The organism is Lacinutrix sp. WUR7, from assembly GCF_016864015.1.
Lineage (GTDB): Bacteria > Bacteroidota > Bacteroidia > Flavobacteriales > Flavobacteriaceae > Oceanihabitans.
On the sequence record NZ_CP045067.1, the window covers coordinates 281647 to 306935 of the forward strand.

26 protein-coding genes and 1 tRNA gene are annotated in these 25289 nt (G+C 32.6%); 12 read left to right on the forward strand and 15 right to left on the reverse strand.

Annotation, left to right across the window (positions count from 1 at the left end):
- Positions 1-8 precede the first annotated feature (8 nt).
- The 4 genes from FG167_RS01220 (at position 9) to FG167_RS01235 (ending at position 6600) form a co-directional block, all read left to right on the forward strand.
- Positions 9-1016, forward strand: coding sequence for a transglutaminase domain-containing protein (locus tag FG167_RS01220; protein WP_203459681.1), 1008 nt, complete (start codon positions 9-11; stop codon positions 1014-1016).
- A 77-nt stretch (positions 1017-1093) separates the two neighbouring features.
- Positions 1094-3352 carry an FUSC family membrane protein gene (locus FG167_RS01225; RefSeq protein WP_203459682.1) on the forward strand — a complete coding sequence of 753 codons (2259 nt, stop codon included), beginning with the start codon at positions 1094-1096 and terminating at the stop codon, positions 3350-3352.
- Between the two features lie 97 nt (positions 3353-3449).
- Positions 3450-4691 (forward strand): DEAD/DEAH box helicase, encoded by a 1242-nt coding sequence (locus tag FG167_RS01230; RefSeq protein WP_203459683.1) that lies wholly within the window; start codon positions 3450-3452, stop codon positions 4689-4691.
- A gap of 598 nt (positions 4692-5289) precedes the next feature.
- Positions 5290-6600 carry a hypothetical protein gene (locus FG167_RS01235; RefSeq protein ID WP_203459684.1) on the forward strand — a complete coding sequence of 437 codons (1311 nt, stop codon included), beginning with the start codon at positions 5290-5292 and terminating at the stop codon, positions 6598-6600.
- Between the two features lie 2 nt (positions 6601-6602).
- Here the strand turns inward: FG167_RS01235 and FG167_RS01240 are convergent, their stop codons facing one another.
- Both FG167_RS01240 and FG167_RS01245 read right to left on the reverse strand, forming a co-directional pair.
- A complete protein-coding gene (locus tag FG167_RS01240; protein WP_203459685.1) occupies positions 6603-7016 on the reverse strand; it encodes a hypothetical protein in 414 nt (137 codons plus the stop codon).
- Positions 6997-7587 carry an RNA polymerase sigma factor gene (locus FG167_RS01245; RefSeq protein WP_203461023.1) on the reverse strand — a complete coding sequence of 197 codons (591 nt, stop codon included), beginning with the start codon at positions 7585-7587 and terminating at the stop codon, positions 6997-6999. Before FG167_RS01245 ends, FG167_RS01240 begins: the two co-directional genes overlap by 20 nt.
- Before the next feature lie 139 nt (positions 7588-7726).
- On the opposite strand from FG167_RS01245, the gene FG167_RS01250 reads away from it, so the two are divergent.
- The 3 genes from FG167_RS01250 (at position 7727) to FG167_RS01260 (ending at position 11211) form a co-directional block, all read left to right on the forward strand.
- Entirely contained in the window at positions 7727-8074 is a 348-nt protein-coding gene (locus FG167_RS01250; RefSeq protein ID WP_203459686.1) for a DUF6249 domain-containing protein, read from the forward strand.
- A gap of 102 nt (positions 8075-8176) precedes the next feature.
- Positions 8177-9964 carry a DUF885 family protein gene (locus FG167_RS01255; protein ID WP_203459687.1) on the forward strand — a complete coding sequence of 596 codons (1788 nt, stop codon included), beginning with the start codon at positions 8177-8179 and terminating at the stop codon, positions 9962-9964.
- A 260-nt stretch (positions 9965-10224) separates the two neighbouring features.
- Complete coding sequence (locus tag FG167_RS01260) at positions 10225-11211, forward strand: hypothetical protein (protein WP_203459688.1); 987 nt, start codon at positions 10225-10227, stop codon at positions 11209-11211.
- A 1-nt stretch (position 11212) separates the two neighbouring features.
- Here the strand turns inward: FG167_RS01260 and FG167_RS01265 are convergent, their stop codons facing one another.
- On the reverse strand, positions 11213-11878 hold the full coding sequence (locus FG167_RS01265; RefSeq protein ID WP_203459689.1) for a M15 family metallopeptidase: 666 nt from the start codon (positions 11876-11878) through the stop codon (positions 11213-11215).
- 59 nt (positions 11879-11937) lie between these two features.
- On the opposite strand from FG167_RS01265, the gene FG167_RS01270 reads away from it, so the two are divergent.
- From FG167_RS01270 to FG167_RS01290, 5 genes are all read left to right on the forward strand, one after another.
- The gene (locus FG167_RS01270) at positions 11938-12534 is read left to right on the forward strand and encodes an alpha-ketoglutarate-dependent dioxygenase AlkB (protein ID WP_203459690.1); all 597 of its coding nucleotides are present in this window, start codon (positions 11938-11940) and stop codon (positions 12532-12534) included.
- A 380-nt stretch (positions 12535-12914) separates the two neighbouring features.
- Positions 12915-13838 carry an alpha/beta hydrolase gene (locus FG167_RS01275; protein WP_203459691.1) on the forward strand — a complete coding sequence of 308 codons (924 nt, stop codon included), beginning with the start codon at positions 12915-12917 and terminating at the stop codon, positions 13836-13838.
- A 5-nt stretch (positions 13839-13843) separates the two neighbouring features.
- Positions 13844-14269, forward strand: coding sequence for a hypothetical protein (locus FG167_RS01280; RefSeq protein ID WP_203459692.1), 426 nt, complete (start codon positions 13844-13846; stop codon positions 14267-14269).
- A 238-nt stretch (positions 14270-14507) separates the two neighbouring features.
- Positions 14508-15818: a DUF819 domain-containing protein gene (locus FG167_RS01285; protein ID WP_203459693.1), complete on the forward strand. Its 1311-nt coding sequence runs from the start codon at positions 14508-14510 to the stop codon at positions 15816-15818.
- A gap of 119 nt (positions 15819-15937) precedes the next feature.
- A complete protein-coding gene (locus FG167_RS01290) occupies positions 15938-16630 on the forward strand; it encodes a DUF4369 domain-containing protein (RefSeq protein WP_203459694.1) in 693 nt (230 codons plus the stop codon).
- A 465-nt stretch (positions 16631-17095) separates the two neighbouring features.
- Here the strand turns inward: FG167_RS01290 and FG167_RS01295 are convergent.
- From FG167_RS01295 to FG167_RS01350, 12 genes are all read right to left on the reverse strand, one after another.
- Positions 17096-17169: transfer RNA gene (locus FG167_RS01295), tRNA-Thr, on the reverse strand.
- A gap of 59 nt (positions 17170-17228) precedes the next feature.
- Complete coding sequence (locus FG167_RS01300; RefSeq protein ID WP_203459695.1) at positions 17229-17498, reverse strand: hypothetical protein; 270 nt, start codon at positions 17496-17498, stop codon at positions 17229-17231.
- A gap of 27 nt (positions 17499-17525) precedes the next feature.
- Entirely contained in the window at positions 17526-18500 is a 975-nt protein-coding gene (locus FG167_RS01305) for a type I phosphomannose isomerase catalytic subunit (protein ID WP_203459696.1), read from the reverse strand.
- Complete coding sequence (locus FG167_RS01310) at positions 18501-18911, reverse strand: 6-carboxytetrahydropterin synthase (protein WP_203459697.1); 411 nt, start codon at positions 18909-18911, stop codon at positions 18501-18503.
- Positions 18908-19435 carry an isopentenyl-diphosphate Delta-isomerase gene (gene idi, locus FG167_RS01315; RefSeq protein ID WP_203459698.1) on the reverse strand — a complete coding sequence of 176 codons (528 nt, stop codon included), beginning with the start codon at positions 19433-19435 and terminating at the stop codon, positions 18908-18910. The genes FG167_RS01310 and idi overlap by 4 nt, the downstream gene beginning before the upstream one ends.
- A 60-nt stretch (positions 19436-19495) precedes the next feature.
- Complete coding sequence (locus FG167_RS01320; RefSeq protein WP_203459699.1) at positions 19496-19771, reverse strand: ATP-dependent Clp protease adaptor ClpS; 276 nt, start codon at positions 19769-19771, stop codon at positions 19496-19498.
- A gap of 21 nt (positions 19772-19792) precedes the next feature.
- Complete coding sequence (gene prmA, locus FG167_RS01325) at positions 19793-20629, reverse strand: 50S ribosomal protein L11 methyltransferase (RefSeq protein ID WP_203459700.1); 837 nt, start codon at positions 20627-20629, stop codon at positions 19793-19795.
- Positions 20630-20813: 184 nt separating this feature from the next.
- Entirely contained in the window at positions 20814-21563 is a 750-nt protein-coding gene (gene tpiA, locus FG167_RS01330; RefSeq protein ID WP_203459701.1) for a triose-phosphate isomerase, read from the reverse strand.
- A gap of 31 nt (positions 21564-21594) precedes the next feature.
- On the reverse strand, positions 21595-22086 hold the full coding sequence (locus tag FG167_RS01335; RefSeq protein ID WP_203459702.1) for a TlpA disulfide reductase family protein: 492 nt from the start codon (positions 22084-22086) through the stop codon (positions 21595-21597).
- Positions 22087-22136: 50 nt separating this feature from the next.
- Positions 22137-23213: an ABC transporter permease gene (locus FG167_RS01340; protein ID WP_203459703.1), complete on the reverse strand. Its 1077-nt coding sequence runs from the start codon at positions 23211-23213 to the stop codon at positions 22137-22139.
- Positions 23214-23408: 195 nt separating this feature from the next.
- Positions 23409-24539, reverse strand: a complete 1131-nt coding sequence (locus FG167_RS01345; protein WP_203459704.1) for a BT_3928 family protein — start codon at positions 24537-24539, stop codon at positions 23409-23411.
- Positions 24540-24621: 82 nt separating this feature from the next.
- Positions 24622-25158 carry a DUF1599 domain-containing protein gene (locus tag FG167_RS01350; protein ID WP_203459705.1) on the reverse strand — a complete coding sequence of 179 codons (537 nt, stop codon included), beginning with the start codon at positions 25156-25158 and terminating at the stop codon, positions 24622-24624.
- Between the last annotated feature and the right edge of the window lie 131 nt (positions 25159-25289).

Genomic DNA, 25289 nt, shown 5'->3' on the forward strand with positions numbered 1-25289 from the left:
TAGTTTTTATGAAAAACATCCTCTTTTATATTGCTATTTTCTTTTTACATAGTGCTATTGCGCAAGTATCGGATTTTAAAAACATCGACTTCACGATTGCAGATAATACTGCGATGCTTCACGAAGGCAAAAGTTTAGAAAATCTGCCGCTGCTTGCGCATCACCTTACATCGCATTTAAAAACAGATGTGGAAAAATTTAGAGCAATTTATACTTGGGTTTGTAAAAACATTCAAGGAGATGCGAACCAAGATAGCAAAGTAACTAAGCAAAGAAAAAAACTCAAAAACGATAGTGTAGCATATCTAAAATGGAATAACAAGTACAAGAAAACAGCCTTTAAAAAGCTATTGAAAAACAAAAAAACCATGTGTACTGGTTATGCTTATTTAATTAAAGAATTATGCTTTTTAGTGCATATAGAATGTGAAATTATTAATGGGTACGGCAGATCTACTGAAGCGAATATTACCTCCCTTGCACTTGCAAACCATTCTTGGAATGCTGTAAAACTAAACAACAAATGGTATTTATGTGACGCTACCTGGTCTAGTGGTTATATGATGTATGATTCCTTTTTTATACAAGATTATAACGATGGTTACTTTTTAACCGATCCTGTTTTATTTGCACAAAATCATTATCCGTTACAAAAAAAATGGTTGTTAGATAGCACTTTAATAGCTTCTCCATTTGTTGCTTCTGCGCTAGTCTATGGCGAAACATTTACACATAAAATGATTGCTGTACACCCAAAAGAAATGCAAGTGCTTTCTAAGGTAAACGAAGAAATTCCGTTTCGTATTAAAACATTAAAAAACGGGAACACCAATAGTATTTCGCTAATTCAGTATTCTGGAAAGTTGGAAAAAACCTTTCCTATTTATAATCTAAAAAATGAAAATGGGTCCCTAAGTTTCACCACACATATTAAACGCAAAGGCGATTATGATGTGCATATAAAAATGGAAGAAGACATTGTTGCAACCTATACCATAAGCGTAACCAAAAGCTAAAAAATAGGACTTTTTTGTGGTTATAATTAACACAAGATTCACATCGCTAAAAACAATTAAACTACCTTTGCATTACGATGCAGAACAAGTTAAAATCCTATTTAAAAACCACCGAATTATTCCTGAAAGGCTCTAGTTTTTACAGAGGAGTTGTATTAACTATTGCTGTTGTTTTACCGCTATTTATTTTTAATGCTATTGGCTTATTTGCCTATGCTCCTGCTATTGCTCTTGGTACTTTTTTAAATGCACCAAGTGATATTCCTGGAAGTTTAAAACGTAAAATTAATGGGATCTTAATTAGCATTGTGCTTACCATGTTGGTTACATTTATTGTTTTTATAACCAAACCTGTTTTTGTTTTACTACTCATAGCCATTGCTATTTTAAGTTTTGCAATTAGTTTAATTTCGGTGTATGGTTTTAGAGCTTCGTTAATTTCCTTTTCCGGATTATTAGCCATTGTATTGGCATTAGCTGTTACAAAGCCAGATTTAAAATCGATGTTGCTTCATGTTGGTTTATTAGGAATAGGAGGTTTATGGTATTTAACCGTTTCCTTATTATCGAATTGGTTGTTTCCTAAAAAGGATGACGACCAATTACTATCTGATACATTATCCCTTACTGGAAAATATTTAAAAGTTAGAGCCAAGCTACTTACCAAGCCGAATAAACGTGAAAAACTTTCCACAAAAGCATTTGTACTTCAAACACAAATAAGTGAAAAACACGAAACATTAAGAGAGTTACTTTTTGAAGGCAGAAAACGTTCTGGGAGATCGCATTCTAATGAACGACGCCTTTTAATATTTATATCTTTAGTCGATATTTTTGAATTGGCATTAGCAAACTCTTTAGATTATTCTAAAATAGATTCGCTATTTGGCTTGCATAAAACGTATTTAAAACCTTTCAAAAAAATGAATAAAGTCATGGGTAATCACCTCATCACTTTATCGGAGCTTTTAATAAAAAAAGGAAAACTTCCAGATATCGATTTATTAAATAAAGCAGCTAAAAAAACAGAGCAGGCAATACTAGAATATGTCGACCAAGTAGGATTACCAAAAGCTCGTGAAGGCGCAATTACCCTTCGAAATCTTCAAGATTACCAAAAGCAATTAGTACAAGAAGTCAAAGCCATTAGACGTGTATTAAGCAAGGTAAAAGACAATTCAAAAGCAAGGTTAAAAACACAAGAGTCAAAACAATTTCTAACCTCGCAAGAATACAATTTTAATATATTATTACAGCATTTTAGTTTTAATTCGCCAATGTTAAGGCATGCATTACGACTTTCTACTGCTATTGTTTTCGGCTTTTTATTAGGTAGTTTATTAGACTTAAAAAATGCCTATTGGATTATACTAACCATCATTGTGATCATGCGTCCTAATTATGGTTTAACTAAAGAACGTTCTAAAAATAGAATTATAGGAACCATTATTGGAGCAGTAATAGCAACAAGCATTATTTTAATTACAAAAAACACGACGGTTTATATGGTATTGGCTGTTGTATCCTTAACTTTTGCTTTTTCTTTAATTCAGCAAAGCTATAAAGTTGGCGCTGCTTTTATCACTTTAAATATTGTGTTTGTTTACGCCTTGATAGATCCTAATGCATTTTTGGTGGTTCAATATCGTGTTATAGATACTATACTTGGAGCTACCATTGCAGTTCTAGCCAACTATTTATTGTTCCCAAGTTGGGAATATAAAAACCTAAATACTGTTATTGTAGATGTTATGCTTTCTAATAGCAAATACTTAGAAGCCACTAAGAATTTATACCATAACAAAAAGGAAAATAGTTTAGCGTATAAATTATCCCGAAAGAAGGCTTTTTTGGCCATGAGTAATTTAAATGCAGCCTTTCAAAGATTAACACAAGATCCAAAATCGAAACAAAAAGAATCGGCTTTAATTTATGAAATGGTAACCTTAAACCACACGGTTCTTTCTGCTATTGCATCTATTGGAACCTATATTTTAAATCATAAAACCACTTCTGCTTCCGAGGAGTTTGATACTATTATTGCAGATATTACGACTTCCTTAAAACAAGCGGCTTCCAAATTAGAGAGTAATGAAACGCTTACAGTTTCCGAAGAAAATGAAATTGCACAAGCACATGAAAAACTGCAAAAACGCTATGCTTATTTATCGCAAAAAAGAGATATCGCGATTCAAGCTGGTCAGACCCAAATTGATACTAAAACCCTATTAAATCTGCAAGAAGCACATTTGATTAGCAATCAATTACTCTGGCTAAAATCGCTAGCTATTAATTTAAACAATGTGACTTTAAAGTATACTTCGGTTTTTAATTAACGGGTTTCGTTACACCGTATAGAAGGAAGTGAAAAAGGGATAATTTTATTTTAAGACTTCCATTACTTTTAGGTTATCTTTGCACAAAATAAATTACATGTCATTTAAAGACTTACAACTAAACAAACCTTTGCTACGTGCTATTGCAGATGCTGGTTACGACAATCCTACCTTAGTACAAGAAAAAACAATTCCTTTTGTACTAGACAGAAAAGATGTTATTTGTTCTGCGCAAACAGGAACTGGTAAAACGGCAGCATTTGCTTTGCCAATTTTACAATTGTTATACGACAAGCAAGAAGGATCTAAAAAAGGAAAAAAGATTCGTGCGTTAATAGTAAGTCCGACTAGAGAATTAGCTTCTCAAATACAGGAAAACTTTAAAACCTATGCCAAAAACACTAATTTAACAAGTACGGTTATTTATGGTGGAACAAGTATAGAACCACAAAAAGACGTATTAAAAAAGGGGGTTGATATTTTAATTGCTACGCCTGGACGTTTGTTAGATTTACACAAACAAGATTGTTTGAATCTGGATTATGTGGAAACTTTGGTTTTAGATGAAGCAGATCTTATGTTGGACATGGGATTTATTGATGATGTAAAAAAAGTAGAACGCCTTTGTCCGGAAGGGAAACAGATTTTATTGTTTTCGGCAACCATCCCTTTTAAAGTAGAACAACTTGCAAATACGATTTTAAATGCGCCAGAACGTATTGCTATTACGCCAACTTCTTCTGCTGCAAAAAATGTTAGTCAGGTGTTGTATTACGTACCAAAAAAGGATAAAATTGAATTGTGTTTACACTTACTTCGTAAAACAATAAAAGGAAATATTCTAATTTTCAGACGTACCAAATATGGTGTCGATAAGTTAGAAAAAACGCTTTTGAATAATGACTTTAAAGTAGAAACTATTCATGGTGATAAAGACCAAAACTTACGTCAAGATGCGCTTAAAAAGTTCAAGAATGGCTATGTAAATATATTGGTTGCTACCGATGTTGCTGCTCGTGGAATTGATATTAACGAGTTGGACGCGGTTATTAATTTCGATTTACCAAACGTACCAGAAACGTATGTACATAGAATTGGAAGAACTGGTCGTGCTGGTAATTTTGGAACAGCGTACTCTTTAGTTTCTGCGGATGAAAAAGCCTATGTTAAAAGCATTCAGCAATTAATTAACGTACAGATTCCAGTGGAAGAAGACCATCCGTATCCTTTAGATCCTAAAGCACAAGCGGTGAGACATACTTCTAAAAAAACAGGAAGTAAGCATAAAAAAGGTCGTAAAAGTGAAGCTTCAAAAAAGAAAAAGAAGCGTTGGTATTAGGATTGTTGATTGTTGATTGTTGATTGTTGATTGTTGATTGTTGATTGTTGATTGTTGATTGTTGATTGAAACCTATGTCATTTCGAGCTTGTCGCGAAATCTCTGAAACTAATTATTCCTGCAAGACAATGACAGAAGACTAAAACTTATGTCATTTCGAGTGAAATTGCTTTTTTGCAATTTAGTATCGAGAACTAATTTATATTAAAAATTGAAAAACGGCGGAAGACGGAAACCCATGTCATTTCGAGCTTGTCGCGAAATCTCTGAAACTAATTACTCCTGCAAGACAATGACAGAAGACTGATGACTAATGACTAATGACTAAAACTTATGTCATTTCGAGTGAAATTGCTTTTTTGCAATTTAGTATCGAGAACTAATTATATTAAAAATTGAAAAACGGCGGAAGACGGAAACCTATGTCATTTCGAGCATGTCGAGAAATCTCTTTTTCAACCTTTATCACTTTTCACTTATCCCTTTTCCCTTTATCACTTATCCCTTTTTTCCCTTTTCACCCAATAAAAACACCATTTTTCAACGTACGTATTAAAGACTAATATTTTGTTTATCTTGCTATTCCAACTCCTTGTGCATGAGAAACGATTACACTTCAGATGTCTTTAAAAAACTACTAGATAAATTACAACAAGAAAGTTGGCAATTAGAATTGCTGATTTCTGGTTTTGCTATTTTTGGATTAATTGGGTTAAAAGGATATATTTTTGATGAACTAATCTATAGCACTCAAAACACCAACGTATACTCCATTGCTCTAATAGCAAGTGTAGCTCCAATTATTCTCATTTTACTATTTAATCTTATCGTTCACGTTTTACTACGTGGTTTATGGATTGGTGCTTTAGGTTTGCGTTATGTTTCTGGCGATATTGATTATGACAAACTAAAGTATTCTGAAAAATTCACGAAGTATTTAAAACGAAAAGTAGGTTCTTTTGACAGATATATTTCCAGATTAGAAGATTATTCTAGTATCATGTTTGCGGTTTCCTTTTTAATGGTTTTTTACATCATAGGATTCATCACGTTGACTTTAGTATTCGTTTTAGTGAAGCATTATTTCAATCTATATGAAGGTTCTTTTTCCAATATTTTAGATACAATAGGTAATACAGTAGGCATTATATTCTTATTTGGAATTCTTTTAACTTTTATTGATTTTATAACCCAAGGATTTTTAAAAAAGAAAAAGTGGCTATCTAAAATCTACTTTCCTTTTTATTTAGTTTTTAGCATTTTAACGCTTTCTTTTTTATACAGACCATTGGTCTATAATTTTTTAGACAATAAATTTGGTAAACGAATTAGCGTCCTTTTATTTCCTTTGTACCTAATTATTTTTTTATCTACAGGAACCTATTACAAAACATCTAATTATATAAAAAGAACTAATATTTCAACAAGTGAATATGCTAGTAATAATAATTACTATAGTGTATTGCCTGAAAAAGAGTTTGTAAATATTGCAGCTATTCCTAGTAAGATAATTACAAAACCATATTTTTCTTTTTTTATCCCTTATGTGGAAGGAATTGAAGATCGAATTATTGAATTCCACCCTTCTTTAAAACCTAAAAAAGACAAACGAGGTCTTAGCACTAGTGCTTTTACTATAAATGAATTAAAAACGAATGGAGACAGTTTAATCTCAGTATACCTGAAAACTTTTAAAAGCATTTATCACGTTACCATAGATAGCACAAAGTATAATCTAGATTATACCCTTTCGGAAAACAAAAAGAAGCAAATTGGATTTGAAACATTAATAGAACTCGACAGCTTAAAAAAAGGAAAGCATACGTTACAACTAAAAAGACAAATGAAACCAGAAAAGGATTCTTTAGGAACCATCATTAGCATTCCGTTTTGGTATTATCCCGATTAATATTACACACTTAATCGTTTATCAAAATAATGTTTCAGTACAGGAACTTGAATACAAATCATTAATCCTAAAGAAAGAATAGCATACATTAATGTTTTAGGCAAACTAAAGCTAGAAAGGGACTGTGTTAGGTTATTATTAGTGAGCTTACTAAAATCTAAAGCATGAAACCAAGTAGATTCTTCGGTAGTAGTACTCAGAAATAAATAGCCCGTTATTGCAACTAACAAAAATCCGCCAACAAACCACAAATAACCAGGAATTAAAGGCTTGTAAGTCGTCACTTTTTTACTTTCTAAAGCTTCCACTTGTGACATGATAGTATTGGTAAAATCTACCGAAGGAGATTCCACAGATAACGAATGCATCATCTTATCGACTAATTCCTCTATGTTTTTATTTTCTTTCTCTTGCATAACTTTCAATGATTTCTGGTTCTAATTTATTCTGCAAAATGGTAGTTAGTTTTTTTCGACTTCTAAATAGTTTTACTTTTACATGATTTGCTTTCACACCAATAACTTTCCCAATTTCTTCTAAAGAAAGTTCTTCAAAATAATATAAGGTTAGCAAAGCACAATCATCTGCTGGTAACATTTGCAAACAATCTTGAATGGCCTGCTTACTTTCTTGTGCTTCCATAATACTTAAAGCATTATCTAAAGTCTTTACTTCATGTGCTGTAAATTCATTAATAACAACGGTGTTTTGTTTTCGCTTATTACTTTTAATTCTATCTAAACAGGTATTATACGCTATTCTATAAATCCAAGTAGAAAATTTAGAATCGCCTTTAAAGTTTTTCAACTTTTTAAATACTTTAATAAAAGTATCCTGCGAAACTTCTTCTGCTTCTTCCCTATTCTTCAGCATTTGTATGGCTAAAGTAAATACCAAGTCCTTATAACGATCTACCAATACAGCAAACGCTTTGGTATCTCCTTCTAGGATTTGTTGGATGATTATTTGATCTTGGTTAGTGGTCATTTGCGCATTGGACGACAAAATAGCAGACATGGTTACAGCCTCTAGTAAAAAATATTTTGAAAAAGTTGTAACCATCATTTAAAAGTTGTCGTCTTAAGCATAAGAACACATAAAATTAATCAATTAAAAACAAACAATTATGGGATCAGAATTAATTATTTTACCAGTGATATTTGGTGCAATTTTCGGAGTATTTTATTTATACTTTTCTACTAGAAACAAAGAACGATTAGCACTTATTGAAAAAGGTGCAGACGCAAGTATTTTCACCAAAGCAAAGGGACACACTGCTCCAATATGGAAAGTACTCATTTTAAACTTAGCCTTATTATTAATGGGAATTGGCTTAGGTACTTTTATCGCTTCTTTATTAGATAGCTTCACGTCACTAGATGAGGACGCTATTTATCCTGCAACTATTTTCTTTATGGCTGGTGTTGGATTATTTATAGGATTCAATCTAACTAAAAATTTAGATAAAGAATAACACCTCTTACTCCTTCTACCTATAAAACTGCTAGCCAATCACTAGCAGTTTTTTTATTTTATAATGTATCTTTATATTTCTAATAAGGAAACCTTTTAAAAGATGAAAAACATTCTAGCTCTTTTTTGTTTGTGTATTGCATTTACTTCTTGTAAAGACGAAGTGAAAAAAGAAACTTCAGAAACAAAAAAAATAGTGAATTCCGAATTCAAAAACATGTTGGATACCTACTACCAAGATGGTTTAAAGCTAAATCCTATAGCTGCAACATTTGCTGGAGACAACCGATATAATGATAAAATGCCAAACTATTTGTCACCAATATACAAGGCAAAACAGAAAGCCTATTATACCAATTATAAAAATATTTTAAACAGGTACAAAGACGAAGACTTAAACGAAACCGAAAAATTAAGCAAAGCCACTTTAAATTGGGATATTAATATTAATCTTGCTGACTTAACTTTTAAAAAAGACCTCATGCCAATCGATCAAATGTGGTCGCCGCATTTAAATATCGGGCAACTTGCAAGTGGTTCTGGAGCACAACCTTTTGAGACGGTTACCGATTATAATAATTGGTTAAAACGCGTAGACGGTTATTTACTTTGGCTCGCTTCCGCGGAAAGCAATATGAAAGAAGGAATAAAAACGGGTTATGTTTTACCTAAATCCTTAATCACAAAAGTAATTCCGCAAATGGCAGCCATGGCGGAAGCTAATGTAGAAAACCATTTGTTTTATCAACCAATAAAAAATTTCCCAGAAGGTTTTTCGGAAGAAGACAAGAAAAAACTAACCGCATCTTACACCACAATGGTAAAAGACAAAGTGATTCCTGCATATAAAAAAATGCACGATTTTATGAGCACAACCTACTTAAAAGCGGGAAGAGCATCTAGCGGAATTTCTGCAACTCCAAAAGGAACGGCATATTACAACCATCAAATAAAAAAGTACACTACGACGAATAGGTCTGCAGATGAAATTCATGCACTTGGCTTAAAAGAAGTCGCAAGAATTTTATCGGAAATGGAAACTGTAAAAAAAGAGGTTGGCTATGAAGGAGACATTATATCCTTCTTTGATTTTGTTAGAAACAATAAAGAACTCATGCCTTTTACAGATCCGCAACAAGTACTAGATAACTTTAATACCATTCATGAAACCATGAAACCAAAGTTAGCAGAATTATTTGATGTAACTCCAAAAACAGCTTTCGAGGTTAGACGTACAGAAGCTTTTAGAGAAGCTTCAGCAAGTGCAGAATACAATCAAGGATCTTTAGATGGTACACGACCAGGTATTTTTTACACACCAATTCCAGACGTTACCAAATACAATACATTTAGTGATGAAGCGTTATTTTTACACGAGGCCATTCCAGGACATCATTACCAAATTTCTTTACAGCAAGAAGATCCAGACTTACCAGAATTTAGAAAAACACTTTGGTATAGCGCTTATGGCGAAGGCTGGGCTTTATATACCGAATCGCTTGGAAAAGAGTTAGGTTTATATACCGATCCGTACCAATATTTTGGAATGCTCGGTATGGAAATGCACCGAGCAATCCGTTTAGTTGTAGATACAGGAATGCATGTAAAAGGATGGACACGTGAGCAAGCTATTCAATATTCTTTAGATAATGAAGCGGAAAGTGAAGCGAGTATTATTTCAGAAATTGAACGTTATATGGCGAATCCCGGACAAGCATTATCCTATAAAATCGGACAACTTAAAATAAGAGAGCTTCGTGCAAAAGCCGAAAAAGAGCTAGGCACAACATTTGATATTAGACAATTTCATAACCAAGTTTTAGAAACGGGTTGTGTACCTCTAGCTTTATTAGAAAATAAAATCGATAACTGGATTGCAGCAAACAAATAGCTTCTCGAGTTGTCACTTCGAGTGATCCCGATATTTCTTCGGGATTGTATCGAGAAGTGAAATTATAAGAAACAAGTAAATGGCTTTAAGAAGCGTAGTGTTTTTTTAAAGAAATTTTAAATTAACACTTTTAAAACAAGATGTTCTCGATACATTTCTCCTAAAGTCGAAACACTCGAACTGACAAAAACATAATCGTCATGTCACTTCGAGTGATCCCGATATTTCTTCGGGATTGTATCGAGAAGAAAAAAAACAAAATGATAAAAAACGCAATTATAATATTTACCTGCTTACTAAGCAGTATCACTTTTAGTCAAACAACGATTGTAGATCAAGAAAATAGAAATCCGGTATCTTATGCTACGGTTTCCTTTGGAAATGGACATGGAATTTTTGCCGATGATGAAGGAAAATTCATTTTTACAAAAAAACTATATGCTGATATAGACACGCTTTTTATTTCAGCTTTAGGCTATAAAGATTATAAAGTAGCCACTGTAAATCTGACAAAAACTGTAGAGCTATTACCATTTCAAGATGCTTTAGACGAAGTACTTTTACGCTACACTCCAAAAGGAAAATCTAAAGAAGAAACCTTAAAACCAACCGTACACGACGATTACTACAAATGTTGGTTACCAACTATAGAAAGTGAAATTGCCGTTTATTTTGATAACGATAATCCTGCGAAAGCAAAAAAAGTAAACACCTTACTTTTACCCATTAAAGTAGAAGCAAAAGATTGGAGCAAACGCAAAACAAAAACGTCGAATAAACTTCCGTTTTCTACATTATTTCGGGTGCAGTTTTATGAAAACGAAGATGGACTTCCTGGTGATGTTTTAACCTACGATAAAATAGTTTTTAGAGTTACAGAAGCTAGTGAAAGTGTTTTTGAAGTAGATGTTTCTAGCAATAATATTTATATTCCTAAAGAAGGGATGTTTGTTTCGCTTCAAGTTTTAGGCTATACCGATAAAGCCGGAAAATTATTACCTAACAAAAAATACAGAGAAGTAAAAACAGCGCGTGGCATTATAAAAGTATCGACCACCTTTAGACCGCTTTTACCTTTTACCGATCTAGTAAAAACGCCAAAAACTTTCGTGAAACGTGTGTTTTTAAATAACAACCAATGGGTTTTATTCGACAAGAAGAATATTCAGGATTCCAATCTATTAAAAGCTGGATTAAATAATTATGCAATTGGTTTAGGGCTGCAGGTGTATAAAGAGGAAGATTAAATTATTCCACAGGGAAATCAAAATACTGATTTTTAAAAGGCTCGCCTCGTAAAGTAAAATGCCACCATTCTTTAGGGTAATGTCTAAAACCATGTTTAAGCATTATATTATGTAATAATGCTCTATTGGCTTTTTGTGCTTGAGTTAAACCTTCATGAAGATACCAAGAAGGCGTTCCAAAATAATCATAAGGCGTTCCCATGTCTAGTTCTTTTCCTGTTTTTAAATCCACAATAGTAAGATCGATAGTACTACCGCTACTATGTCTAGACTTTGAAGCGATATAACCATCTCTAAATAAATTACGCTTGTCCACATTTGGATAATACTGCTGTTTCATTAAAGTATCCTTCACATTTTTTGCCCATTTAGAAAAATGATTCACCGCTTGTTGTGGTCGGTACGCATCAAATACTTTTAAAGACAAACTATCCTTTTTTAAATCTTCTTGTACTTTTTTTAAAGCATAAGCGGCTTGTTTGGTAAGTATACAAACCTCCGCATGATACCCATCTACTGGTTCACCAACAAAATTATTATTCAAACAATAACGAAGTTCTAATTGTATAGACGGAATTACATCCTCAACATAAACAAATCCTTCTGGTAATTGTGCAAACGCTGATAATTGCAATAGAAATAGTAAAAAAGCAAGCTTAATTTTCATATTAGAATCTTTAAATGCTAATTTAGGAAAAATATAAACGTATTCCGGATCTATAAATTATGTTATTTAACGAAGCAATAAATTTGCAATTAAAGGATGGTGAAGCAATCTATTATCCAGAATGTTTCCAAAAAAAAGAAGCAGACACCTATTTTAAATCCTTATTAAAAACGATAAATTGGCAACAAGACAACATCACTCTTTTTGGTAAAACACATGCGCAACCAAGGCTTACTGCATTATATGCAAATAACAACAATACCTACTCCTACTCTAATATTACCATGCATCCAAAAGTCTTCACAAAAGAACTTTTAGAAATTAAACAACATATAGAAAGCATTTGCAATGTTCATTTCACTACTTGTTTAGCAAACTTATATCGCAACGGAAAAGACAGTAATGGTTGGCATGCAGATAATGAAAAAGCTTTAGGCAAAAACCCAATAATAGCTTCGGTAAGTTTTGGCGCTACTCGATCTTTTCATTTAAAACATAAAACGAAGAAAGAACAGAAATGCAAAATAAATCTAGAACATGGCAGTTTGTTACTTATGAAAGGTGCCACGCAAGAAAATTGGGTACATCAAATTCCAAAAACAAAGAAGGAAGTTGGCGAAAGAATCAATCTAACTTTTAGAATAATTTCAAAATAAGGCATAAAAAAAACAGAGGTCCCTCAACCTCTGTTCTTGTAATTTGCATATTATATTATGGTATGATTTAGGGTCTCTAGTATCAACAACATAATGCAAATATTAATTAATTAATCCAATGTACTAAAAGTGTGTCTTTAGTACACTTCAAATATAAAACTATATCTGAATTTTGACGTTTAAAAGTATTTATTTTAGATGAAATACGCTTTTTTTTAACATTTGGTGTCCAAATTCACTAAATAATCGACGAAATGCATGTTTTTATATTTTAAAACATTCTGATTATTTTATCTTTTTGTAGATTAATTTCATTTAATTTTACGTTATAGATACTATATGGTATGCTGTTTCCGTCAAAACTATTAAAATTACAACCTATGAAATTCAAATTTTTAATTCTAACAGTATTCATTACTTGTTCCGTTTTTGCTCAAGAAAAACTTTTTACTGCAGAAGAAATTGCTATTAATGAATTAATAGATGGCACACTTTTAACTCCGAATGCCAATAGTAAATCGGTATTAGCAATTATTATTGCAGGTTCTGGACCAACGAACAGAGATGGAAATCAGAACTTTTTAAAGAATAATTCCTTAAAAAAACTTGCCGAAGGGTTATCTAACCAAAATATTGCAACCTTTAGATATGATAAACGTATCGTTAAACAAATACGAAAAGGAAAAGTAGACAAAAACATTATGTTTGATGATTTTGTTACGGACGCTGTTTCTGTATTAGATTATTTTAAAGAAAAGAATCGCTTTTCAAAAATATACATCATTGGCCATAGCCAAGGGAGTTTGGTTGGTATGCTTGCAGCGAAAGATAAAGCAGATGGTTTTATTTCTTTGGCTGGCGCAGGACAAACTATAGATGCTGTTATTTTAGAACAGGTAAATAAAACAGCACCAATGTTTTCCGAAGATTGTAAAAAGGTTTTTAACGTATTAAAACAGAACAAAACTACTACAGACTATCCACCTGCATTAGCTTCTATGTTTGATATTAGCTTACAACCTTTTATGAGTAATTGGATACAATACAATCCTGTTGAAAAAATTAAAGAATTAAACATGCCAATCCTTATTATTAATGGTACTAAAGATTTACAAGTATCTACGGAAGAAGCAACCCTTTTAAAAGAGGCGACCCCAAAAGCAGAAATTAAGATTATAGAAAATATGAATCATATCTTATTTACCATAGCAGGTGATAATTTAGAAAACTCGAAATCGTATAATGAATCTTTTAGAGAATTAAATCCTGAGGTTATTGAAAGTATAGTGAAATTTATAAACTAATTATTTTGAAAAATATACTACTCGTTATATTATCTACTTTCTGTTTAGGCAGCTTTGCACAATCTGAAAAACTTGCTGGTAATTACAATTTAAGTATAGAAACTGAAAACGCTTCGTTTACATATACACTTATCTTACAACAAGATGGTACTTTTACATTCCATTCTTATTCCAATCAAAAACAAGCAATTCCTCCAGAATCTAATACATACGGAAAAGGCACTTGGACTTCAGAAAAAAATATAATTACATTTTCTGCAAACCCAAATATAGATTTTAACGAAAAACACACACTAGATTTTAATAATTCTAAAGCCAGATTTATTAGCAAGTCACCACGAGACAAATCGGATAAGGTTGTAAAAACAAGACTTCAATTTTATAAATCAGATATTTTCTGGATGGAAAGAAAAGAACTACTCAAGCAATAATTAAAATTGCACCTCTATTTTTTCTAGTACAATTTAAGTAAAAGGCATAAAAAAAGAAAAGCATTCCAAAGAATGCTTTTCTTAACTAACCAACCAAAAATTAGTTACTACACTTTTATTAAAAGTAACCACACTTTAAAAAGCTTCTTGTAGTAACTGTAAAGTATATTTCAAATCTCGTGCCAAACTTTTAAAATTCCCATTTAATTTGGTATTTTGCGTATATAAACTAACTAATATGGAAAACACACCTCTAATTACCAATGATGCAATAGTCTTTGGCTTCTTAATGCTAACATTAGGCTTTGTATTTTATACCGAAAATATTAAAACTGGATTTTGGTCTAAATTTTATAAAATCGTTCCAGGGCTTTTTATGGCATATATGCTTCCTGCTGTTTTAACATCTATTGGTTTAATTTCACCAGAATGGGAAACTGTAGACCAAGCCGGTGAATTAGTGAGTCATAAATCAAGTATTTACCATGTATCTAGTCGTTATTTACTTCCCGCAGCATTAGTACTAATGACGCTAAGTATCGATTTAAAAGCTGTTTTTAACTTAGGTTGGAAAGCACTTATTATGTTTTTTACAGGAACCATTGGAATCATAATAGGAGGACCAATTGCAATTCTATTAATATCTATGGTTTCACCAGAAACGGTAGGTGGTATTGGTCCAGATGCCGTTTGGAGAGGTTTATCTACACTTGCAGGAAGCTGGATTGGTGGTGGAGCAAACCAAACTGCCATGTTAGAAATTTATGAATACAACCAAAAACTCTATGGAGGGATGGTCTTTGTAGATATTGTAGTTGCCAATATTTGGATGGCTATTATATTAATTGGTATTGGTAAACGTGACCGAATTAATAAATGGCTGAAGGCAGATACCTCATCTATTGAAGCACTTAAAGAAAAAGTATCTTCTTATACCGAAAGTGTAAAAAGAAACCCAAGCTTAACCGATTATATGTTAATTCTAGCAATAGCATTTGGTGCTGTTAGTTTTGCGCATTTATGTTCTGGATTTTTAGCGCCATTTTTCGATAATTTGATTGCAGGAATAGCATCGCAAAGAACTCGAAACATGCTTACCTTTTTAGGCTCCTCTTTTTTCTGGATGATAAGTATTGCTACGCTTATTGCCATCCTTTTATCTTACACCAAAGCCAAAGATTATGAAGGCGCTGGAGCAAGTAAAATTGGTAGTATTTTTATTTACATCTTAGTCGCTTCTATTGGAATGAAAATGGATTTAACCATGATCTTTGACAACGTAGGATTAATTGCAATTGGTGTGGTTTGGATGACTATTCATGCCATTCTATTAATTGTAGTGGCCAAACTTATAAAAGCACCATACTTCTTTTTAGCAGTTGGTAGTCAGGCTAATGTTGGTGGAGCAGCTTCTGCACCAATTGTAGCTGCAGCATTTCATCCATCACTAGCAACAGTAGGTGTGCTTCTAGCCGTCTTTGGTTATGCTGTTGGTACTATAGCCGCAATTGGCTGTACCATTTTAATGAGAATGGCTGCTGCTGGATAGCACTATATTTTATAGTTTTATAGGTAATAATAATTATTTATAGCATATTTGCGCATCTAAAAATAACACTAAAAATGTTTTCGTTTTCACGGAAATAACTCTGAAATAATTCAGCTTCAATGAAAAAAACAATATTTGTACTAGCATTAGCAATTCTTTGTTCTTGCGGAAAAGAGAAAGATTTAACTGTAAAAGTTAATATTAAAGGATTAAAAAAAGGAACCGTTTACCTTAAAAAAGCCCAAGACACTGCCATTATTACAGTAGACTCTTTAGTGGTTCAAGGAGAAGCTCCAATTATTTTTAGTACTAACTTAGAAACTCCAGAAATGTATTTCTTACAGTTAAACAAAAATACTAGCGATGATGAAACCATTTCGTTTTTTGCAGACAAAGGAATTACAGAAATTAGCACAAGTGTGAAAAACTTTGGAATGGATGCTAAAATTAAAGGTTCTAAGCAACAAAAAGCTTTAGAAGAGTATCTATTAGTAATGTCTCGTTTTAATGACAGAAACCTGAATCTAATAAAAGAAGAATTTGAAGCAAAAATGGCAAAGGATACTGCCAAAATTGTTGCAAATACCATAGCGTATAACCATTTATTAAAAAGCAAATACTTATATACCGTAAACTTTGCAATAGCGAATAAGGATAATGAAATTGCTCCTTATTTAGCATTATCTGAAATTGAAAATGCACAAACAAGATGGTTAGACACGATAAACAATGTTTTAACCCCTAAAGTGAAGGCTTCTAAATATGGTAAAGAATTGGAAGCTTATATAACAGAAAGAAAAAAGAAAAACTAATACGTTTACTTTATAGTATAAAATTAAAATCCCAAACAGAAATGTTTGGGATTTTTTTATGGCCATATGTAAGAGGAATACTGCATTATGGAACACCATGCTTAAAAAAAGCATATCTAAAAGCAGAGCGGATTAAAATAGCCAACAGAACAACTCTTTCCTTCTTTATTACAGGATCCCTTCTGGTTCTAAAAGATAAACTTCTCGCCCCAAAATATATTGCATAAAAAAAACTCTCAAAAAATGAGAGGTTTCTTAAAGAGCCGATGAAGGGACTCCCTTCGACTACGCACCCGATAAACTTCTCGTCCCAAAACATATCGCATAAAAAAACCTCTCAAAAAATTGAGAGGTTTTTTAAAGAGCCGATGGAGGGACTCCCTTCGACTGCGCTCAGGATAAACTTCTCGTCCTAAAGTATAACGCATAAAAAAGCCTCTCAAAAAAATGAGAGGCTTTTTAAAGAGCCGATGGAGGGACTCGAACCCACGACCTGCTGATTACAAATCAGCTGCTCTAGCCAGCTGAGCTACATCGGCGAAAAACGAATGCAAATATAATCTTGTAAATGATATTTGCAAGTGTTTTTTCTAGAAATTTATCCTAATTTATTAATTTTTTCAATTAACGCAAGACCTTTAGATTCTAACTCTTGGTTAATCGCCTTAAAATGAGCCTTTTTGTTTTCAACGCTTCTATCATTAACTTTTGCAATTAATTCATCAAATGTTGCAATAGCTTCATCAATAATTTTTTCACTTCCTTTTGCGTCTTTTTCTGGGTTTGCATACTCCCAAACATAAACTGCTTCAATAATGTCTCCTAATACATAGTTTATGTCTTTTTTTAGGATTCTTTTATTTGCCATAATATTTTAATTTAATTTCCTGCAAAATTAAACATAAACTTCTAATAGTCTCCCTTTTTTAGAAGAAATTTGATATGTTTTAATTGCTGCTGGAAGTAATACAGTTTCTCCTTTTTTAATTTTTACGGTGTCATGCGCTGTTACTATTTCAACTTCGCCAGATACACACATATAAATAATAAAGGAATCTACTTTATTTTCTTTATCTATTGTCTCTGATATCTCTATATAATTACATATAAAATAAGGACAATCTACCATTTTATTTACCTTATTTTTAGCTTTTGCATAGTTCACCTTGAAATCTTCTTGCGATTTGAAGTTAATGGCATCTATTGCTAAATCATTATGTAACTCTCTATGATTTCCATTACTATCTACTCTATCCCAATCGTAAATGCGATACGTAACATCACTGGTTTGTTGTATTTCTGCAAGCATCACTCCTGCTCCAATAGCATGTATTTGTCCTACTTCTATAAAATAAGAATCTCCTTCTTCTACCTTGTCAAAATTTAAAATCTCAGGAAGTGTTTTTGCTTCTCGATGTTTTACATATTTTTCAGGAGTCATTTCCTGATTAAAGCCTACTATTAGCTTGGCATCATCTTCTGCTTGTAAAACGTACCACATTTCTGTTTTACCAAAAGAATTATGTCGTTTAGAAGCAAGCGCATCATTAGGATGCAGTTGTATGGATAAATCCTCTTTAGCATCTATAAATTTAATTAACAACGGAAACGTGTTACCAAAAGCTTCGTAATTTTTATGTCCTATTAAGTCTGCTTTATAAATTTCTAAAAGTTCTTTTAATGTCTTTCCTTTTAAATCGCCATTATTTACAATAGAAATATCGTGATCTACATCACTAATTTCCCAGCTTTCACCAATATTAGGTAAAGCACTTTTTTTCTTTAAAAGGGTATGTAATTTTTGTCCGCCCCAAATTTTTTCTTTTAAAATGGGTTCAAACTTTATTGGATATTTTAGCATATTTGACATCTATATTCCAGAATAGCTTACAAAGTTTCTAGGGGTTTCATAAAGAGTAACCTCTAGTACTAAATGGGATGGTAATTGTTTTTTTATTTTATTGTAGATTACTACTACAATATTTTCTGCAGTAGGGTTTAAGTCTTTAAATTCTGGCACTTCAACATTTAAATTTTTGTGGTCAAAAGCATCTTCAACTTCTGTCCTAATTATCTCTTTTAAAACCTTAATATCTATTACATAACCAGTTTCCGGATCAATTTCGCCAGTAACACTTGCTATTAGTTCATAATTATGACCATGAAAATTTGGATTGCTACATTTATCAAACACTTCCGCATTTTTTTTGTCGCTCCAATCTTTTCTATACAATCTGTGTGCTGCATTAAAATGTGCTTTTCTACTAACCGTTACTTTCATTTCTGTGCAATGTTTATATGTTGGTAGAATTTATCGAATATAATTTTAAACCAAGCGGTATATAATCCTGGTTGATTTGCAATATCCTCTTTAACCATTTCTAAGGGCATCCATTTCCATGCTGCCACTTCGTCAGCGTTAACACTTGGTTCTTGGTTGTATTTACCTATTAATATATGATCATATTCATGTTCGGTTAAACCATTATCAAAAGGCGCTTTATAAATAAAAGAAATAGACTCTTCAAGTTCTGTTACAAAACCCATTTCTTCTTGCAGTCTTCTTTTACCTGCTTCTATATTCGTTTCACCATCGCGTTGATGACTACAACAGGTGTTGGTCCAAAGTGCTGGAGAATGGTATTTTCCTAAAGCGCGTTGTTGTAACATGAGTTCATTTGCATCATTAAATACAAATACAGAAAAGGCACGATGCAATACTGCTTTTTCATGCGCTTCTAACTTTGGCATTAAGCCAATTTGTTCGTTATTTTCGTTTACAAGAATTACTTGTTCTTCTATCATATTACAAAAGTACGAGTAAAATTTAGAATGTTCTAATTTGATGAATTAATTGGGAAGCTTTTAAATAATTTCGGCACTTAAACCAGCATCTAACAACATAGTACAACGTGGCTCTAGCTCGTCATAAACCCCAGTTTTCACGGTGCATTGCCCTTTATAATGTACAAGAATAGAGCATTGTTCTGCTTGTTCTGGAGTATGATCACAAGCGTAAATAAGCGTATCTATTACATGATCGAAAGTATTAACATCGTCGTTATACAACACTATTTCATTAAGATTTAGCGCTTTAGTTTCTACCTGAACTTCTTCTTGTATTTTTTCTTTAGTGCTCATTTTTAAGGCAATTTGGTGCTACTAATTTAAGAATTTTAACGAAACCCATTTATTTTTTTCCAGTTTTTCGTCTAACTTTAACATATGTTTATTGCATGCTGCTTCAATTACTGGAATGTCATTATTATAAAAACCACTTAAAAATAACATGCCATTTTTGTTTAAAGCGGCAGCATAGGTTTCGATATCGTTCAACAAAATATTTCTATTTATATTGGCTATTATAACATCGTAGCTTTTTCCTTCTAGCAGACTTGCATCTCCTTCAAAAACGGAAATCTTATTACAATTATTGCGTTCTACGTTTTCTACGCTATTTAAATAACACCAATTATCGATATCTATGGCATCTAATTGTGTTGCTCCTTTTTTCTCGGACAGAATTGCTAAAACTCCTGTACCGCAACCCATATCTAGAACGGTTTTACCATTAAAATCGTTTTGCAATATGTGTTGTAACATCATGTGTGTGGTTTCATGATGTCCGGTACCAAAACTCATTTTTGGTTCGATGATAATATCGAATTGGGTGTCCGGTTTTTCATGAAAAGGTGCACGAACAGAACATAGTTTATCTACAACAATTGGGTTAAAATTCTTTTCCCATTCTTCATTCCAGTTGGTTTGTTCTATCTCATCAAAGGTATAGCTAATCGTAAATTCTTCTGAGTTTAAGATTTGAATATCTTCTAAAATAGCTTCCTGCCATTCTTCTTTTTGAATGTATGCGGTTACGCCTTCTTCGGTTTCTACAAAACTTTCAAATCCTGCGTAACCTAATTCTGCGATTAGAATTTCGGTTCCTGGTTGTATTGGTTCTACTTTAAAGTAATAACCTAGGTAAATAGTATTAGACATAAATATGTATGTTTTGTCTTTGTTAGTATGCCTTGCGTTAGCGATTGTAATGGTATCCTTTTTTTGCTGCTATATATGGCAAAAAAAGATATAATGGAAAGCGCGACCAACTGTAGCTTTTGCGAAAGTTGGTAACGCCCAAATTATTTAGATTCTCGTTTTCACGAGGTGGTGTATTTTTTAATTAAAACGCGTTTACGATAGCGTAAAAATCTTCTGCATTAAGTGCTGCTCCACCAATTAATCCGCCATCTACATCTGGTTTAGAGAAGATTTCTTTAGCGTTAGCTGGTTTTACACTTCCACCGTAAAGAATAGAAACGGAATTTGCAGTTTCTGTACCGTATTTAGTATCTAGAGTTTTACGAATAAATGCGTGCATGTCTTGTGCTTGCTCCGGACTTGCTGTTTCACCAGTACCAATTGCCCAAACAGGCTCATAAGCCAATACGATATTTTTAAAGGCGGAAGCATCTAAATGAAATAATGCATTTTGGATTTGTGATGCGACTACATTTTCGTGATTATTTGCTTTTCTATCTGCTAATTCCTCACCAAAACAAAAGATTACACGAAGGTCATGCGCTAATGCTGTATCTACTTTTTTTGCTAGTAACTCGTCTGTTTCGTTAAAGTATGCACGACGTTCTGAGTGTCCTAAAATTACGGTTTGCACGCCAACACTTGCTAACATTGCAGCACTAACTTCTCCTGTGTATGCGCCATTTTCGGCAAAGTGCATGTTTTGTGCTATCACCTCAATATGACTTTGTCTTAAGGCTTCAAATGCATGCCAAAGATTAGTATATGTTGGTGCAATCATTACTTCTGCAGTAGATGTTTGCGTTTGTTTTTTTAAGCTTGTAATTAAGGTTTCCGTTTGTGAAAGATCATTATTCATCTTCCAGTTTCCTGCTACTATATTATTTCTCATGTTTTGTAGTTTACTTTAACTACAAAAGTAACTAATTTAATGCTTTTAACAGCTTAGAATCGTCTGCTTTTATGGCTTTGTATAGTTTTATGTTTCCTTGTGGATCGATAATTAGATACCGAGGAATCCAATCTAGGTCTATAGATTTACTAAAAACGCTTTTCATTCCTTTTGGCATAAAGTAATGCTCACCTTTCACTGGATACTTATTAATTCCTGTTTTCCAGCTTATGAGCGATCTATCTGCAGATAGGAATAAAAATACCACATCATTATTAGTTTCTTGTAATGCTTTCACTTTTGGCATTCCTTTTATACAGTCGATACACCAGGATGCCCAAACATCAATTAATATGGTTTTTCCTTCATGTTTTTCTAAAATATTTTTGAAGGAAATTTTTTCATTTCCCAAAGAGATAAAGGTATCGTTTAATGCTTCTTGGGTAAATTGTGTTGGTGTTTCTTGTGGTTTACAACTGATAAATAAGACGCTGACAAGGAATATGAATAGGTGTTTTTTCATGTTTTGATTTAATATCTTTTAAAAAGATTCCCAATTTCTTGGGAATGAATTTATTCTAAATTCACTTTTGGATCTAACCAGGTGTAGATTATGTCGACAAAAATATTAATAATTACAAAAAGTGTTGCAATAATTAATACCGACCCCATGATTACTGGTAAGTCTAAGGTGTTTAATGCGTTTACGATTTCTTTTCCTAAACCATTCCAACCGAATATATATTCTACAAAAACGGCTCCAGCAAGCATGGATGCAAACCAACCTGAAATTGCAGTTACTACGGGATTTAATGCGTTTTTAATTGCATGGTTTTTAATAATTTGAAACTCACTCAAACCTTTTGCTCTTGCGGTACGAATGTAATCTTGGTTAAAGACTTCTAATAGGGAATTTCGCATGAGTTGAATAATTACTGCTAGCGGACGAATACCTAAAACAATGGCTGGAAGGATTAAGTTTTTTAATTTCAGATTGAAATTCTCACCATAATCATCCAATTCATAAAGGCTTCCTGTCATTTCTAAATTCGTGTATTTGTGTAATACATAACCAAATAGCCAAGCGAATAATATGGCAGAAAAGAAGGAAGGTACAGACATACCAACCGTACTAAATATTTGAATAGTTTTATCTAGAAAAGTATCTTTCTTTAACGCGGAAACGATTCCTAAAAACACACCAAGTAGCATAGCAATTACTATGGCTGTCACTGCTAACACAAAGGTGTTTGGTAAGGTTTCGACAAGCACCTGACTTACTTTTTTACCTTGTTTGGTAAAGGATTCTCTTAGATATGGAAATTTTAAAACGGTTGTAGTGTTCCCTATTGAAAACAGTTTGGTAGCTGTGTATTTGTTTTCTCGTAAATAGGTGTAATTATCTTCGTTTTTAGAGTGAAATGAAATTGGCGACAAATCATTTAAATAGTACAAATATTGTGTACTAATAGGTTTATCGAAACCATACTTCGCTTTTACTAACGCTAATTGCTCGCTGTCTTCGTTTTGTCCGAGCATCATTTGTGCAGGATCTCCAGGAAGGATATTAAATAAAAAGAATATCACAGTTACTACACCAAATAAGGTGAGTATTGCATAACCTGTTTTATTTAAGAAATAATTAATCAACAATCACTTGGTTTATTGTTTTTAGAGTCACTCTTACTATACTTGTAACCGGTTTTTCTTGTGATGCATTGAAATCTTCAAGCAACTTACCTTCTTTTATAATATCAACTTTTTCAATAGTATTTTCATTCAAGGCATTAATAACTTCTTTTGTTGAAGCTACACCATTTAAAAAATAGGCAATGGTTTCAGATTTTACAATAGTCTCCGCCCTGGTTTTCTCTCTACAACTGGCAACTCTAAATCGTCAATATCATTCCAGTGTACTTTTTGCGTAACCGTTCCTTTTTTAAGTTTTACAATTCCTGGATTAGCACGAACGATAGTTTTAATTGCTTTTTCATCACATAAATACCAATCAAAATTTAGGTTATACGTTGCATTGGTTTTTTGTTTTACGTCTGCTCCAGATGCTGTTAAACCAATAACGGTATATCCATTTTTAATAGCTTTATCGGTTGCTGCTTTTATGGCATGCATGCCTTCCGTTTCAGCTGTTTCTAAACTATAAGAAACGATCATGATTACGTTTTCTTCGTTTAAAAATTGTTCTGTTAAATCTTCGTCATCACTTTCAATAGAAAAATCTTTAATTGGAGGATCATAACCTTCATCAATAATATTGGTTTCTACACCTACATATTCGCCATCTACTGTTGGATAACTTCCGTTGGTAGTTATAATTTTTTCTTCGCCATTTACATTAAATTTCCAAGCGTACTCTACAACTGCTTTAGCTGCATCTTCAGGAGTTTCCATTCCTTCTTCAATATTTGCTCCAACATTATATGCTCTAAAATCCCAAGTTGGTAAGTGCATTAGCACATGATAACCAAACCAAAGACTTCCTAAAAAGCCTAAAAGCGCTAATATGGTTGTCGGAAATTTACCTAACAATGGTTTTATATGTCGTAAACCAATGAGCAATACGATAATTAAAGCGAGTAATATCAAGTCTTTTATAAAACTCTCTATGGGTTTCATTGGTAAGAAATCACCAAAACAACCGCAGTCTTTTACTTTATCAAAATACCAAGCGTAAAAAGTTAAGAATGTAAAAAATACAATCATAGCAAAAAGACTCCAAACGGTAAACTTAGGTTTGTAACCTATTAATAAAAACACGCCTAGCACCACTTCAAGAACTACAACAAACACAGAAAAACCTAATGCGTAAGGCATTAAAGAAGGAAGATTTAAAACGTCTTCACTAAAGTATTCTTGCAGTTTATAGGAGAAACCTAATGGGTCATTCAGTTTTATTAATCCTGAAAATATAAATAATCCTCCAACTAGGATTCTGCAAAGGTGTGTGATGTATTTCATAAATTTATTATTGAAAATTTCTAAATTCCTTGTCAAGAAAAGACCTTTCGACTGCGCTCAAGGTGACATTTAGTTACTAGTTTTACCCCTTCAAATGAATCATTGCAAAAATGGCATAGTTAATCATGTCTTGATAATTAGCATCAATACCTTCACTAACAATGGTTTTCCCTGCGTTGTCTTCAATTTGTTTTACACGAAGTAACTTTTGTAAGATTAAATCGGTTAGACTGCTCACTCGCATATCTCGCCAAGCTTCACCATAATCATGGTTTTTATCTTCCATAAGCTGTTTGGTAATGGCTACTTTTTCGTCATAAAGCGCTGTAGCTTCTTCGGTAGTTAAATCTGGTTGCTCTACAACCCCTTTTTCTAACTGAATTAACGCCATGATGCTATAATTAATGATACCAATAAACTCACTAACTTCTCCTTCATCTACTTTTCTAACGTCATTTTGTTGCAAACTTCTAATGCGCTGTGCTTTAATAAAAATCTGGTCGGTTAGCGATGGTAAACGTAGTATTCGCCAAGCGCTTCCGTAATCTGACATTTTATTAATAAATAAGCTTCTGCACGTATTTATTACAGCGTCATATTGTTTTGAAGTATCTTGCATATTTGATGAACTAATATTGTTTTTTTCTATTTCCTAAAAAATGATTAAAATCCACTAATATTTTGTTACTTTTATTATGCATAGCCATACTATGCCTTTCAAAAAGTATCTCATCTAAATAATTTTTATCT